13 protein-coding genes and 1 tRNA gene are annotated in these 13,848 nt (G+C 69.2%); 13 read left to right on the top strand and 1 reads right to left on the bottom strand.

The window, feature by feature from the left end:
• Positions 1-27: 27 nt before the first annotated feature.
• Positions 28-657, top strand: a complete 630-nt coding sequence (locus L2Z93_RS09655; protein WP_090592068.1) for an NUDIX domain-containing protein — start codon at positions 28-30, stop codon at positions 655-657.
• Complete coding sequence (gene xerD / locus L2Z93_RS09650) at positions 654-1,601, top strand: site-specific tyrosine recombinase XerD (RefSeq protein WP_090592064.1); 948 nt, start codon at positions 654-656, stop codon at positions 1,599-1,601. The genes L2Z93_RS09655 and xerD overlap by 4 nt, the downstream gene beginning before the upstream one ends.
• Before the next feature lie 253 nt (positions 1,602-1,854).
• On the opposite strand, the gene L2Z93_RS09645 is transcribed toward xerD, so the two are convergent.
• Positions 1,855-2,607 carry an O-methyltransferase gene (locus L2Z93_RS09645; protein ID WP_090592060.1) on the bottom strand — a complete coding sequence of 251 codons (753 nt, stop codon included), beginning with the start codon at positions 2,605-2,607 and terminating at the stop codon, positions 1,855-1,857.
• Between the two features lie 116 nt (positions 2,608-2,723).
• Here L2Z93_RS09645 and L2Z93_RS09640 point away from each other — a divergent pair, with 116 nt between their 5' ends.
• From L2Z93_RS09640 to L2Z93_RS09590, 11 genes are all read left to right on the top strand, one after another.
• Positions 2,724-3,578 (top strand): ParA family protein, encoded by an 855-nt coding sequence (locus L2Z93_RS09640; protein WP_193438967.1) that lies wholly within the window; start codon positions 2,724-2,726, stop codon positions 3,576-3,578.
• Positions 3,575-4,390 carry a segregation/condensation protein A gene (locus L2Z93_RS09635; RefSeq protein WP_090592053.1) on the top strand — a complete coding sequence of 272 codons (816 nt, stop codon included), beginning with the start codon at positions 3,575-3,577 and terminating at the stop codon, positions 4,388-4,390. Before L2Z93_RS09640 ends, L2Z93_RS09635 begins: the two co-directional genes overlap by 4 nt.
• The gene (gene scpB / locus L2Z93_RS09630; RefSeq protein WP_090592050.1) at positions 4,387-5,091 is read left to right on the top strand and encodes an SMC-Scp complex subunit ScpB; all 705 of its coding nucleotides are present in this window, start codon (positions 4,387-4,389) and stop codon (positions 5,089-5,091) included. Before L2Z93_RS09635 ends, scpB begins: the two co-directional genes overlap by 4 nt.
• Complete coding sequence (locus L2Z93_RS09625; protein ID WP_090592041.1) at positions 5,088-5,834, top strand: pseudouridine synthase; 747 nt, start codon at positions 5,088-5,090, stop codon at positions 5,832-5,834. Before scpB ends, L2Z93_RS09625 begins: the two co-directional genes overlap by 4 nt.
• A complete protein-coding gene (gene cmk, locus L2Z93_RS09620; protein ID WP_090592037.1) occupies positions 5,834-6,508 on the top strand; it encodes a (d)CMP kinase in 675 nt (224 codons plus the stop codon). Before L2Z93_RS09625 ends, cmk begins: the two co-directional genes overlap by 1 nt.
• Positions 6,505-7,938: a ribosome biogenesis GTPase Der gene (gene der / locus L2Z93_RS09615; RefSeq protein WP_090592034.1), complete on the top strand. Its 1,434-nt coding sequence runs from the start codon at positions 6,505-6,507 to the stop codon at positions 7,936-7,938. The genes cmk and der overlap by 4 nt, the downstream gene beginning before the upstream one ends.
• A gap of 18 nt (positions 7,939-7,956) precedes the next feature.
• Positions 7,957-8,724 (top strand): sulfite exporter TauE/SafE family protein, encoded by a 768-nt coding sequence (locus L2Z93_RS09610; protein ID WP_162562010.1) that lies wholly within the window; start codon positions 7,957-7,959, stop codon positions 8,722-8,724.
• 212 nt (positions 8,725-8,936) lie between these two features.
• Positions 8,937-9,929, top strand: coding sequence for a sulfite exporter TauE/SafE family protein (locus L2Z93_RS09605; protein WP_090592020.1), 993 nt, complete (start codon positions 8,937-8,939; stop codon positions 9,927-9,929).
• 91 nt (positions 9,930-10,020) lie between these two features.
• Positions 10,021-10,094: transfer RNA gene (locus tag L2Z93_RS09600), tRNA-Pro, on the top strand.
• A gap of 179 nt (positions 10,095-10,273) precedes the next feature.
• Positions 10,274-11,434, top strand: coding sequence for an NAD(P)/FAD-dependent oxidoreductase (locus tag L2Z93_RS09595; protein WP_090592016.1), 1,161 nt, complete (start codon positions 10,274-10,276; stop codon positions 11,432-11,434).
• Between the two features lie 21 nt (positions 11,435-11,455).
• A complete protein-coding gene (locus L2Z93_RS09590) occupies positions 11,456-13,816 on the top strand; it encodes an AAA family ATPase (protein ID WP_234786230.1) in 2,361 nt (786 codons plus the stop codon).
• Positions 13,817-13,848 lie beyond the last annotated feature (32 nt).

Below are 13,848 nucleotides of genomic sequence, written 5' to 3'. Positions count from 1 at the left end.
AGGAACTCGACATCGAGCCCGACCCCCGTGGCTGAGCATTCGTTCGAAACCCTTTCCAGCGAAACGCTTTACGTTGGCAAGATCTTCGCGCTGCGCGCCGACGAGGTGGCGATGCCCGGCGGCGTCAGCGCCCGCCGGGAGGTCATCGAGCATTTCGGCGCGGTCGCCGTGGTCGCCCTCGACGACGAGGATCGGGTGACGCTGGTCTACCAGTACCGACACCCGTTCGGCAGGCGGCTGTGGGAGTTGCCCGCCGGGTTGCTCGACATCGACGGCGAGGCCCCGGTTCGCACCGCCGCGCGCGAACTCGAGGAAGAAGCCGGCCTGACGGCCGAGTGCTGGCAGGTGCTCGTCGACGCCGACTCCACGCCCGGGTTCACCGACGAGAGCGTGCGGGTGTTCCTGGCCACCGGGCTGACCGAGATCGGCCGCCCGGAGGGCCATCACGAGGAAGCCGACATGCAGGTGGGCCGCTTCCCGCTGGCCGAGGCCGTGCAGATGGTGCTCGACGGCCGGATCGTCAATTCGTTGGCGATCTGCGGCATCCTGGCCGCGGCGGCGGTCAAGGCCGGATTGGCAACCCCGCGCGAGCCCGACGCCCCCTGGACCGACCGGCCGCACCGGCTGGCTGACCGACTGCGCGAGACGCCGCGATGACCACCGCGGTGTCCGCCCTGGAAACCCAGCTGCAGGGCTACTTGGACCACCTGGCGATCGAGCGGGGTGTGGCTGCCAACACCCTGAGCTCGTATCGACGGGATCTGCGCCGCTATCACGAGCATCTGCGGGGCCGCGCCGTTGACGATCTGAAGGACGTCTCCGAGGCCGATGTCAGCGAGTTCCTGGTGGCGCTGCGTCGCGGTGACGCCGAGGCCGGCGTCGCTCCGCTGTCTGCGGTGTCGGCGGCCCGCACCCTGGTCGCGGTGCGCGGCCTGCACAAGTTCGCCGCCGCCGAAGGCATCACCGACCTCGATGTGGCCCGCGAGGTCAAACCGCCGACACCGAGTCGGCGGTTGCCGAAAAGCCTGAGCGTCGACGAAGTGTTGGCGCTGCTCGACGGCGCCGGCGGCGACGGGCCCGCCGACGGACCGCTGCAGCTGCGCAACCGCGCCCTGCTGGAGTTGCTGTACTCCACCGGCGCCCGGATCTCTGAGGCCGTCGGCCTGGACGTCGACGACATCGACACCGAGGCCCGATCGGTGCTGCTGCGCGGCAAGGGCGGCAAGCACCGGCTGGTCCCGGTCGGCCGGCCGGCGATCACCGCGCTGAGCAACTACCTGGTGCGCGGTCGCCCGGAGCTGGCCTCCCGCGGCCGCGGCACCCCGGCCATCTTTCTGAACGCCCGCGGCGGCCGGCTATCGCGGCAGAGCGCGTGGCAGGTGCTGCAGGACGCCGCCGCCAACGCCGAGATGACCGCCGCGGTGTCCCCGCACACGCTGCGACACTCATTCGCCACGCATCTGCTCGAAGGCGGCGCCGACGTTCGGGTGGTGCAGGAACTCCTCGGCCACGCCTCGGTCACCACCACGCAGATCTACACCATGGTGACCGTGCACGCCCTGCGCGAGGTCTGGGCCGGAGCCCACCCCCGCGCGCACTGACCCCGCGCGCACAGACCCCGCGCGGGCGGGGACGACACCGAGCGGCCAGTTAGCGCACCAGCGGCCAGATTCTGCACGGGTTTGGCGCCGAGCGGCCACCTAGCGCACGAGTGGCCCACCAGGTTCGCAAATCCCCAGGTCACCTCGGCGCGAGGCGGACACTACGGGACGCTCGTGCACTAGTTGACCGCTCGCTGGGCTTTTCGTGCCATGGTTGGCCGCTCGTCCGCCGCGTGCGACGACGAATGGCCGGCTACCCCAGAAAGCGGGATTCCAGCACCAGGTCCGGCAGCAGCGTCTGGTACTCGGCGTGGGTCTTGTGCTCGACGGTGTCCCAGTGCTTGCCCTGCTCGGCGCGCATGAAGGAGCGGTACTTCGGCGCGCCGGGGAGCAGCACATTGTCGGCGACGACAATCGACCCCGGGTGCAGCCAGCCGCGATCGGTCAACTCCGCCAGATCGGACAGGTAGGCCGCCTTGTCATGGTCGAGGAACACGAAATCCAGCGCGCCCTCGGCGAACCCGTGGTCATCAGCAAGCGCACGCAGTGTCGCGCCGCCGTCGCCGACGGTGCCGACCACGCAGCTGACCCGGTCGCCGACCCCGGCGTGCGCCCAGATCTGTCGGGCATTGGCGGCGTTGGCCTCCGACAGCTCCACCGAGACGACGCGGGCGTTCGGCGCCTCCCGGGCGATCCGCAGCGCCGAATAGCCGCAGTAGGCGCCCAGCTCCAGGACGAGTTTGGGGTCGGCGCGGCGCACCGCCGCGTCGAGCAGCAGGCCCTTCTCGTCGCCGACATTGATCAGGAACGACTCCTGGTAGGCGAACCGGTCGATCGTCGCCAACACGTCATCGACATCTCCGGGCCCGGCATTGGCCAGCACGTACTCGACCGCGGCCGCTTCCCGCCCGTCGCCGATCTGCCCGGTCCTGGTGATGTTGAAGGCGCCCAGGGCCATCCGCAGGAACGAGGTGCGCAGGAACGGAATCCTTCGCTTGAGATCCATGACACCCAGCTTAGGTCGCCACAACGTTGCCAGCGGGTCGCCCGGCCCTGGCAGGAGCAGGCGTTAGACTTCCCTGCGATGTGCGATACACGACCGACGGATGGGGGAGCGCGGCCGTGACCGACGATGCGCCAGCCCTCGGACCCACCGGCCGTCCGCCCCGCCCGATCCCGGAACCCAAACCGCTGACCAGCCACGGTCCGGCCACCGTCATCGCCATGTGCAATCAGAAGGGCGGCGTCGGCAAGACGACCTCGACGATCAACCTCGGCGCCGCGTTGGCCGAGCACGGACGACGAGTGCTGCTGGTGGACCTCGATCCGCAGGGCGCGCTGTCGGCCGGCCTCGGCGTGCCGCATTACGACCTGGAGTTCACCGTCCACAACCTGCTGGTCGAGCCTCGGGTGTCGATCGACCAGGTGCTGATCAACACCCGCGTGCCGGGGCTGGACCTGGTGCCGTCGAACATCGACCTGTCGGCCGCCGAGATCCAGCTGGTCAACGAGGTCGGCCGCGAGCAGACCCTGGGCCGCGCGCTCTACCCGGTGCTGGACCGCTACGACTACGTGCTGATCGACTGCCAGCCGTCGCTGGGGCTGCTGACCGTGAACGGGCTGGCCTGCTCCGACGGCGTCATCATTCCCACCGAATGCGAGTACTTCTCGCTGCGCGGGCTGGCGCTGCTCACCGACACCGTCGACAAGGTGCACGACCGGCTCAATCCGAAGCTCACCATCAGCGGCATCCTGATCACCCGCTACGACGCCCGAACCGTCAACGCGCGGGAGGTGATGGCGCGGGTGGTCGAGCGGTTCGGCGACCTGGTGTTCGACACCGTCATCAGCCGCACCGTGCGGTTCCCGGAGACCAGCGTGGCCGGTGAGCCCATCACCACCTGGGCGCCCAAGTCCGCCGGCGCGGAGGCCTACCGGGCGCTTGCCCGCGAGGTCATCGACCGCTTCGAGTCGTGACCCAATCGGAGGCCACCGGCTTCCAGGTCCGGCTGGAGAACTTCGAAGGCCCGTTCGACCTGTTGCTGCAGCTCATCTTCGCGCACCGGATGGACGTCACCGAGGTGGCGTTGCACCAGGTCACCGACGAGTTCATCGCCTACACCAAGCAGATCGGCGTGAAGCTGGAGTTGGAGGAGACCACCGCGTTCCTGGTGGTCGCGGCCACCCTGCTGGATCTCAAGGCTGCCCGCCTGCTGCCGGCCGGTCAGACCGAGGACGACGACGACCTCGCCCTGCTGGAGGTGCGCGACCTGCTGTTCGCCCGGCTGCTGCAGTATCGGGCGTTCAAACACGTCGCGCAGATCTTCGCCGAGCTGGAGGCCGCGGCGCTGCGCAGCTACCCGCGTTCGGTGTCGCTGGAGGACCGCTACACCGAGTTGCTGCCCGAGGTGATGATCGGCGTCGACGCCGCCGCCTTCGCGCAGATCGCCGCGGCGGCGTTCACCCCGCGCCCGACGCCGACCGTCGGCACCAGCCACCTGCACCAGGTCATGGTATCGGTGCCCGAGCAGGCGCAGAAGCTGCTGCGGCTTCTGGAGCGCCGCGGCGTCGGCAACCCCGCGTCGTTCGCCGAACTGGTCGCCGACTGCGACGTCCAGCTGGAGGTGGTAGGACGGTTCCTGGCGCTGCTCGAGCTGTATCGAGCGCGGGCGGTAGCATTCGAGCAGCCAGAAGCGCTGGGACTGTTGCGGATTTCCTGGACCGGAGACAGCCCGACGGCCGAGCAATTGGTGCGGGCCGTCGCCGCTGACGAAGGGGGTGAACCATGACCGACCAAACCCCCGACACCGCGGACCCCGTGGACGACGACGCGCTGGACGCCGCCGAACCGGAGGCCCCCGAGCTCGAAGAGGGCGAGCTGACCCGGGTGCTGCAGGCGCTGCTGCTGGTGGTCGACACGCCGATCAGCGCGGCCGGTCTGGCATCGGTCACCGAGCAGCCCGAAGCGCGGATCGCCGCGAAGCTCACCGAGATGGCCGCCGAGTACACCGCAGCCGACAGTGGGATCGATCTGCGTGAGGCCGGTGGCGGCTGGCGGATGTACACCCGCGCCCGGTTCGCCCCATACGTGGAGAAGCTGCTGCTCGACGGCGCCCGCGCGAAACTGACTCGCGCCGCGCTGGAGACCCTTGCGGTGATCGCCTACCGGCAGCCGGTCACCCGGGCCCGGGTCAGCGCCGTCCGCGGCGTGAACGTCGACGCGGTGATGCGCACCCTGGCCGCCCGCGGACTGATCGTGGAGGCGGGCCCGGACCCGGACAGCGGCGCGGCCACCTTCACCACCACCGAATTGTTCCTGGAGCGCCTCGGGTTGACGTCGCTGGGCGAGCTACCCGACATCGCGCCGCTGCTGCCCGACGTCGACGTGATCGACGACCTGAGCGAATCCCTGGACTCCGAACCACGGTTCATGAAGTTGAACCCCGCACCGCCAACCCCCACAGCCATTGAGGTGGACGAGGAGTCATGACCGAACAGAACGAAGGCGTGCGCCTGCAGAAGGTGTTGTCGCAGGCCGGAATTGCGTCCCGCCGGGTCGCGGAGCGAATGATCGTCGACGGCCGCGTCGAGGTCGACGGCCGGATCGTGACGGAGCTGGGCACCCGGGTCGACCCGGAGTCCTCGGTGATCCGGGTCGACGGCACCCGAGTCCGCCTGGACGACGACCAGGTGTACCTGGCGCTGAACAAGCCGCTGGGCATGGTCTCCACCATGTCCGACGAGCACGGCCGGCCATGCATCGGCGACCTGATCGAGCACCGGGTTCGCGGCAACAAGAACCTGTTCCACGTCGGGCGCCTGGACGCCGACACCGAGGGCCTGATCCTGCTGACCAACGACGGCGAGCTCGCGCACCGGCTGATGCACCCGTCGTATGAGATCCCGAAAACGTATGTGGCGACCGTGGCGGGCAAGGTCCCGCGCGGGCTCGGCAAGCAGCTGCGCGAGGGGGTCGAGCTCGACGACGGCCCGGTGACCGTCGACGACTTCGCGCTGGTGGACTCGCTGCCCGGACGGTCCATGGTGCGGGTGACCCTGCACGAGGGACGCAAGCACATTGTCCGCCGGCTGCTGGACTCGGTCGGCTTCCCGGTCGAGGCGCTGGTCCGCACCGACATCGGCGCGGTCTCCCTCGACGATCAGCGCCCGGGCAGCATCCGCGCGTTGACCCGCAAGGAGATCGGCGAACTGTACACGGCGGTGGGGCTCTAATGGACGTCAGAGTTGCCATCGACGGGCCCGCCGGCACCGGAAAGTCCTCCGTGGCAAGGGGATTGGCCCGCATGCTAGGGGCGCGTTTCCTCGACACCGGCGCGATGTACCGCATCGACACCCTCGCCGTGCTGCGCGCCGGGATCGACCCGTCCGACGCGGCCGCGGTCGCCGATCTCGACCCGGACATCTCGGTCGGCTTCGACCCGGACGACATCCGCGCCTACCTCGGCGAGGAAGACGTGTCCACCGAGATCCGCGGGGACGCGGTGACCGCCGCGGTGTCGGCCGTCTCGGCGGTGCCCGAGGTGCGCGCCCGCCTGGTGCGCCGGCAGCGGGAACTGGCCGCCGGCGCCGGCAGCATCGTCGTCGAGGGCCGCGACATCGGCTCCGTGGTGCTGCCCGACGCCGAAGTGAAGATCTTCCTGACCGCCTCGGCCGAGGTCCGCGCGCAGCGGCGCAATGACCAGAACATCGCCGCCGGCCTCGGCGACGACTACCAGCGGGTGCTGGCCGACGTGGTGCGCCGCGACACCCTGGATTCCACCCGGGCGGTGTCCCCGCTGCGGCCGGCCGACGACGCGGTGATCGTCGACACCGGTGACATGACACAGGACGAAGTGATCGCCCACCTGGCTGGGCTGGTCCGCGAGCGCGCGGGAGCACGACAATGAGCGACGACGAGAAGTTCGACGGCGACGGCACCTGGTCCGATGAAAGTGACTGGGATGTCGACGATTTCGGCGCCGACGGCGACGACGACAACTACGCCGGCCCGCCCCCGGTGGTGGCCGTCGTCGGACGGCCCAACGTCGGCAAGTCGACCCTGGTCAACCGGATCCTGGGCCGGCGCGAAGCCGTCGTGCAGGACCTGCCCGGGGTAACCCGCGACCGGGTGTCCTATGACGCGTCCTGGACAGGGCGGCGGTTCATGGTGCAGGACACCGGTGGGTGGGAACCCGACGCCAAGGGTCTGCAGCAGCTGGTGACCGAGCAGGCGTCGGTGGCGATGCGCACCGCCGACGCGATCATCCTGGTGGTGGACGCCGTCGTCGGCGCCACCGCAGGCGACGAGGCCGCCGCCAAGATCCTGCGCCGCTCGGGCAAGCCGGTGTTCTTGGCGGCCAACAAGATCGACGGTGAGCGTCAGGAACCCGAGGCGGCCGCGCTGTGGTCGCTGGGCCTGGGCGAGCCGCACTCGATCAGCGCCATCCACGGCCGCGGGGTGGCCGATCTGCTCGACGCGGTGATCGCCGACCTGCCGGAAGTCTCCGAGGTGATCGGCGCGGGTTCCGGCGGCCCACGACGGGTGGCGCTGGTCGGCAAGCCGAATGTCGGCAAGAGCTCGCTGCTCAACCGGCTCGCCGACGAGGAGCGCTCGGTGGTGCACGACGTCGCCGGCACCACCGTCGACCCGGTGGACTCCCTCATCGAATTGGGCGGGCGGACCTGGCGTTTCGTGGACACCGCGGGGCTGCGCCGCAAGGTCGGGCAGGCCAGCGGACACGAGTTCTACGCCTCGGTGCGCACCCGCGGCGCCATTGACGCCGCCGAGGTGTGCCTGGTGCTGGTCGACGGCTCCCAGCCGATCACCGAGCAGGATCTGCGGGTCATCTCAATGGTGATCGAAGCCGGCCGCGCGTTGGTGCTGGTGTTCAACAAGTGGGATCTGGTCGACGAAGACCGGCGCTACTCGCTGGACAAGGAGATCGATCGCGAGCTTGTTCAGATCGCCTGGGCGCCGCGGGTGAACATCTCGGCCAAGACCGGCCGAGCGGTGGCCAAGCTGGTGCCGGCGCTGGACCGTTCGCTGGACTCCTGGGACACCCGGGTGCCGACCGGCCGGCTCAACACCTTCTTCAAGGAGATCGTGGCGGCCACACCGCCGCCGGTGCGCGGCGGCAAGCAGCCGCGGATCCTGTTCGCCACCCAGGCCGCCACCCGTCCGCCGACCTTCGTGCTGTTCACCACCGGGTTCCTGGAGGCCGGCTACCGGCGGTTCCTGGAGCGACGGCTGCGCGAGGAGTTCGGGTTCGAAGGCAGCCCCATCCGGATCAACGTCCGCGTTCGGGAGAAGCGCGGGGCGAAGAGCAAGGGGCGCTAACAGGTGTCGATCGCCCACATGCTGCTGATCGCCCTGGCCGGCGTCGGCGCGGGGGCGATCAATTCGCTGGTCGGTTCGGGCACCCTGATCACCTTCCCGACCCTGGTCACCCTCGGCTTCCCGCCGGTCACCGCGACCATGTCGAACGCCGTCGGCCTGGTCGCCGGGGGGATATCCGGCACCTGGGCCTACCGCCGGGAACTGCGCGGCCAGTGGCATCGGCTGCGCTGGCAGATCCCGGCCTCGGTCATCGGCGCCGGGATCGGGGCCTGGCTGCTGCTGCACCTGCCGGAGAAGGTGTTCGTCACCGTCGTCCCGGTGCTACTGGTCGCGGCGCTGGTGCTGGTGGTGATCGGCCCGAAGATTCAGGCCTGGGCGCGCCGACGCGCCGAGCAGTCGGGTCAATCGGCGGACTACGTCAGCCCACGCAAGTTGGCCGCACTGGTGGCCGGCACCTTCGCCGTCGGCGTCTACGGCGGCTACTTCACCGCGGCCCAGGGCATCCTGCTGATCGCTGTGATGGGGGCGCTGCTGCCCGAGGACATGCAGAAGATGAACGCCGCCAAGAATCTGCTGTCGCTGCTGGTCAACATCGTCGCCGCGGCCGCGTACGTGCTCGTCGCGTTCGACCGGATCAGCTGGACTGCGGCCGGGCTGATCGCCGTCGGATCGCTGATCGGCGGCTGGCTGGGCGGTCACTACGGACGAAGGCTGTCCCCGAACGCGCTGCGCATCGTCATCGTCGTGGTGGGATGCGTTGGGCTGTACCGGCTGTTGACGGTGTAGGCTCTGCGAAGTTTCACAGCTCGAGGAAGGACGACCGATGGCCGATGGTGTGCGTCTCGCACCCGCGCCCTCGGATCTGTGCGCCCTGGAGCCGTTTTGGCCGTCGCGTCGACTGATGGCCTTCGATGAGCGGTGTTGTCCGCGTAGCTGATCTACGCGTCCACCCTTCCTTCGGTCATTTCTGACCACCTCATCGAAAGCACCAGAACATCATGCGTTCGCTCATCATTTTCACCCTTGTCGGCGTCGGCGCTCAGCTGGTCGACGGGGCCCTCGGCATGGCCTTCGGGGTCACCGCCTCCACCCTGCTGGTGCTCAGCGGCGTCGCCGCCGCCCAGGCCAGCGCCGCCGTCCACCTCGCCGAGGTGGGCACCACGCTGGCCTCGGGCCTGTCGCACTGGCGGTTCAAGAACATCGACTGGTCGATCGTGGCCAAGCTCGGGGTGCCCGGCGCCGTCGGCGCTTTCCTGGGCGCCACCGTGCTGTCCTCGCTGTCCACCGAGCGGGCGGCACCGCTGATGGCGGCAATCCTGCTGGCCATCGGCGTCTACGTGCTGCTGCGGTTCTCCCTGGGCCGCCCGCCCGGACTGCGCAGCACCCACACTCCGCACACCGCGAAATTCCTTGCGCCGCTGGGGCTGTTCGGCGGTTTCATCGACGCCTCCGGCGGTGGCGGCTGGGGTCCGGTGACCACCAGCACGCTGCTGTCCCAGGGCAAGACCGCTCCGCGCACCGTCATCGGCTCGGTGAGCGCCTCGGAGTTCCTGGTCGCGGTGTCTGCGTCGCTGGGCTTCCTGGTCGGCCTGCGCGAGGAGTTCCTGGACAATCTGCCGATCGTGTTGGGCCTGGCCGTCGGCGGCGTCATCGCGGCCCCGTTCGCCGCGTGGCTGGTCACCAAGGTCAGCCCGGCGCTGCTCGGCACGTTCGTCGGCGGGGTCATCATCCTGACGAACTCGCAGAAGCTGATCAAGTACTTCGGGATCACCGGGGCCGCGACGACGGCGGTCTACCTGGCGATCCTGGTGTCCTGGGCGGCGCTGATCGTCTACACCTGGCGCAGTTCCCGGGCCCCGGCCTACGTGCCGGACGCGCTGGCCGACGAGGTGGCCCAGGATCCCGAGTACGTCGAGGACCTCGCCGAGATCCAGGGCACTGCCGCGGCCGAGCAGCCCGCCGTCGCGCCGGGGGAGGAGCCGCAGCGGTGAGCGGCGACGCGCACGGGCGACCGGATTGGGGTGCCAGGGCGCGCCTAATGTAGGCTTCCTGAGGCTGCCGGGGCCTTAAGGCTCTGGAGCGCGGGCTGTGGCGCAGCTTGGTAGCGCACTACACTGGGGGTGTAGGGGTCGCAGGTTCAAATCCTGTCAGCCCGACCGCAGAACGACAGGTCAGGGGCGGTTTCGGAGAGATCTGGAGTCGCCCCTGACCTGTTCTCGGATGACGGAGCCCTGCCTTCGCCAAGTTCCCCCGCCGAACTGATCAACCCCGGATAATCGGACGCGATGCGAAACACGCCGACTCCCATCGCCCGCCTACGACACCGGGCCGCCGCATGATCACCGTCCCCGAGCGCGCGTCGGTCGTCGTGATCGGCGGCGGGGTGATTGGCACGTCGATCGCCTGCCACCTCGCCGAATCGGGAGTGCGGGATGTGGTGCTGGTCGAGAAGGGCGAACTGGGCGGCGGGTCCACCTGCAAGGCGGCCGGCGGCGTGCGGGCCACCTTCTCCAATGCGGCCAACATCGCGATCGGGCTGCGCGGGCTGGAGGTGTTCGCCCACTTCCCGCAGCGTTACGGCCAAGAGATCGATTTCCACCGCGACGGCTACCTGTACACGCTGTCGGATCCGGAGAACGTCGAGATCTTCACCGAGTCCGTCGCGCTGCAGAACAGCATGGGCGTGCCGAGCCGGATGATCGACCCCGCTGAGGCCCAACGGATTTCGCCGCTGCTGTCCACCGACGGCATGCTCGCGGCCTGCTGGTCTCCCGAGGACGCGAAGGCCTCCCCGGAATCGGTGGTGGCCGGCTATGCGGCCACCGCCCGCCGGCATGGCGCCCGGATACTGCGGCATTGCGCGGTGACCGACATCGAATCCGACGGCGGGACCGTCACCGGCGTCGTCACCGAGCATGGCGTGATCGCGACCCGGACCGTGGTGTGCGCGGCCGGCGCCTGGTCAGCTCAGATCGGCGCGATGCTCGGCGTCGACATCCCCGTCGTGCCGGTGCGCCGGCAGATCGCGTTCACCGAGCCGATCGCGGATCTGCCGAAGTCATCCCCGTCCCTGACCATCGACTTCCCGTCGAGCTTCTACTTCCATCCCGAGGGCGGCGGCCTGCTGCTGGGCTGGTCGGACCCCGACGAGCAGGTCGGATTCAACGAACATTTCGATCTCGACGACTGGCTGATGGGCCTCGGCGAGGTCGCCGGACGCCGAGCCCCGGCGATCCTCGACTACGGCATCCGCACCGGGTGGGCCGGCCTCTATGAGGTCACCCCCGACCGCAACCAGATCATCGACCGCTGCGACCAAGTCGACGGACTGCTCATCGCCACCGGCTACTCCGGCCACGGGTTCCTGATGGGCCCGGCGACCGGCGAGATCGTCTGCGACCTCTATCACGGCCGCGAACCCGGCTACGACATCCGGCCGTTCCGGTTGGACCGCTTCGCGGCCGTCGCCGGCCGTGGCGAAACGAACATCGTCTGACGCTGTCGATAGGGTTCGACCGTGGGGGCGACGAACGACGGCGTGCTGCTGACCGACGAGTTTCGGGAGGCATTGGGGTTGCTGGCTTCCGGGCAGCACCTGTTTCTCACCGGCAAGGCGGGCACCGGCAAGTCGACGTTGATCCGGCACTTCATGGCCAACACCGACCGCAATGTCGTCGTCGTCGCGCCGACCGGAATCGCCGCCCTCAACGTCGACGGACACACGATCCACCGGCTGTTCGGATTCCGACCCACCACCGCGCTGCCCGATGTGACCTCAGGCTCCTACCGGCCCGGGCGGTTCTCCGCCACGCTCGGCAAGCTGCAGACCCTGATCATCGACGAGGCGTCCATGGTCCGCGCCGACGTGTTCGACATGATCGCCGCGGCGCTGGGGCGGTTCGGCCCGGAACCGGGCGCTCCGTTCGGCGGCGTGCAGATCGTGCTGGTGGGCGACCTCTACCAGTTGCCGCCGGTGTCCACCGAGCTCGAGCAGCACCACTTCGCCAGCACCTATGACACGCCATATTTCTTCTCGGCGAACGCATTCGACCGTCGAGACTTCCCGACCGTTCAGCTGACGACGGTGTTCCGCCAACTCGGCGACGACCGAATGACGGCCATTCTCAACGAGATTCGCGAAGGTGTGCTGCTCGCGCACGCCAAGGAGCACCTCGACTCCCGCGTCGACCCCGACTTCGTTCCGCCCGACGGCGAGATGTGGTTGACGTTGGCGCCGACGAACAGGCTGGTGACGGCCCGAAACCGGCAGCAGCTGGAGCGATTGCCCGGTGAGGAAATGACGCACCGCGCCACCGAGTCGGGTGATCTTTCGTTGTTCGACAAGCCCATCGACGACGAGTTGCGGTTCAAGGTCGGCGCCCAGGTGATGATGCTCAACAATGATAAGGCGGGGCGCTGGGTAAACGGCTCGATCGGCCGGGTTGTCGGGGTGGGCTATGACCGTCATGGCGCCGTGGTCGAGGTTGAGTTCCCCGACGGCGCAACCGCCGAGGTGACCCCGTTCACCTGGGAGGCCACCCGTCCGGTCGTCGACGGCGGAGCGCTGCGTCGGGAGGTCGTTGGCACGTTCACCCAATTGCCGTTCAAGCTGGCCTGGGCGATCACCATTCACAAGAGTCAGGGCCAGACGCTGGACCGGCTGGTGGTGGATCTGTCCGGCGGGATGTTCTCCACCGGTCAGCTGTATGTGGCGTTGAGCCGGTGCACGTCGCTGTCCGGTCTGGTGTTGAAACGCCCTGTGCTGCCGAAGGATCTGAAGGTCGACCGCCGGATCGCCCGTTTCCTGCGGAGCGCCGCCGACACCGGTCGGGGGAGCCGGTTCTGCGCGATCGGTCTGCTCACGGTTGGCGAGGAGGGGCGGATGTCGCGGCCACGCCCGGTGGAGTTGGCGGTGGCGTTCGACGATGGCACGGCGGTGTCGACGCTGATCAACCCGCAACGCGACCTGTCCGACGCCCGCCAGGCGTACGGAATCGAGGTCGCCGATGTGTTGCTGGCGCCGACCCTGCGCGAGGCATGGTCGGTGATCGCCCCGATGCTGGCCGGGCGCACACCGGTGGGCGTGAAGGTCGATGAGACGCTGGATTTGCTGGATTTCGAGCTCAAGCGGTTGGGACAAGTGGTTCCGATACCCCTCGGCGTCGAACTGCCCGGTGTCACCGTCACGGGCAGGACCGCGTTGCAGCGCGCCAGATCCACCCTCGACCAGTTCCACGCGGCCGAGTCCGCCCCCGGTTCCTCACCGTTCGAGGAGCCCGAGGACACCGATATCCTCTCCGGGGTGCTGGTCAGCCGAGATCATGGTCTGGAAACCCCTGCGGCCCAGCATCTTCCGGCCCTATCGGCGTTGCTGCGGGTCAGCCGCGGCCTCGGACCCGTGCTGTTGGGGGCCACTCCCGCGGCTGAAGCGATCTCGGCGGGGGAGACGAGTTGGGAGCTCGCCGCTCGCCGCGCCGCCGCAGACCAACTATTGGCCGCGGCCACCAGGACCCGGCTACCCGACGAGGTGCGGGGCCGGCTGCGGGCTGCACTGGCCTCGCTGGGCGCCCCGGAGCTGGCGGCTGGCCTGGAGACGTCGTCGTTTCCCACGATTGAGGAGTCGCTGGTTCCCGGCGCCAGGATCTGCTTCACCGGCACCGCGGTGGACGGTCGAGGGCGGGTGATGGAACGTCCTGAAATGGAGCGGCTAGCCGCCTCGGCAGGCTTGGCGCCCGTCGCCTCCGTGACCAAGACCCGCTGCGAGGTCCTGGTGGTCGCCGAAGCGGGCACCCAGTCCGGGAAGGCCCGCAAGGCGCAGGAGTATGGAAAACCGGTGTTCACCGCCGCCGAGTTCTTCGACTGGGTTGCGAGGCGATAGCACCGGGGCTGGTCGCGACTGACTACCGTCGA

This window comes from Mycolicibacterium brumae, from assembly GCF_025215495.1.
In the GTDB taxonomy this organism is placed as follows: Bacteria; Actinomycetota; Actinomycetes; order Mycobacteriales; family Mycobacteriaceae; genus Mycobacterium; species Mycobacterium brumae.
The sequence above is the reverse complement of the archived record's forward strand: the minus strand, read 5'-3'. Positions and strand labels throughout refer to the sequence as shown.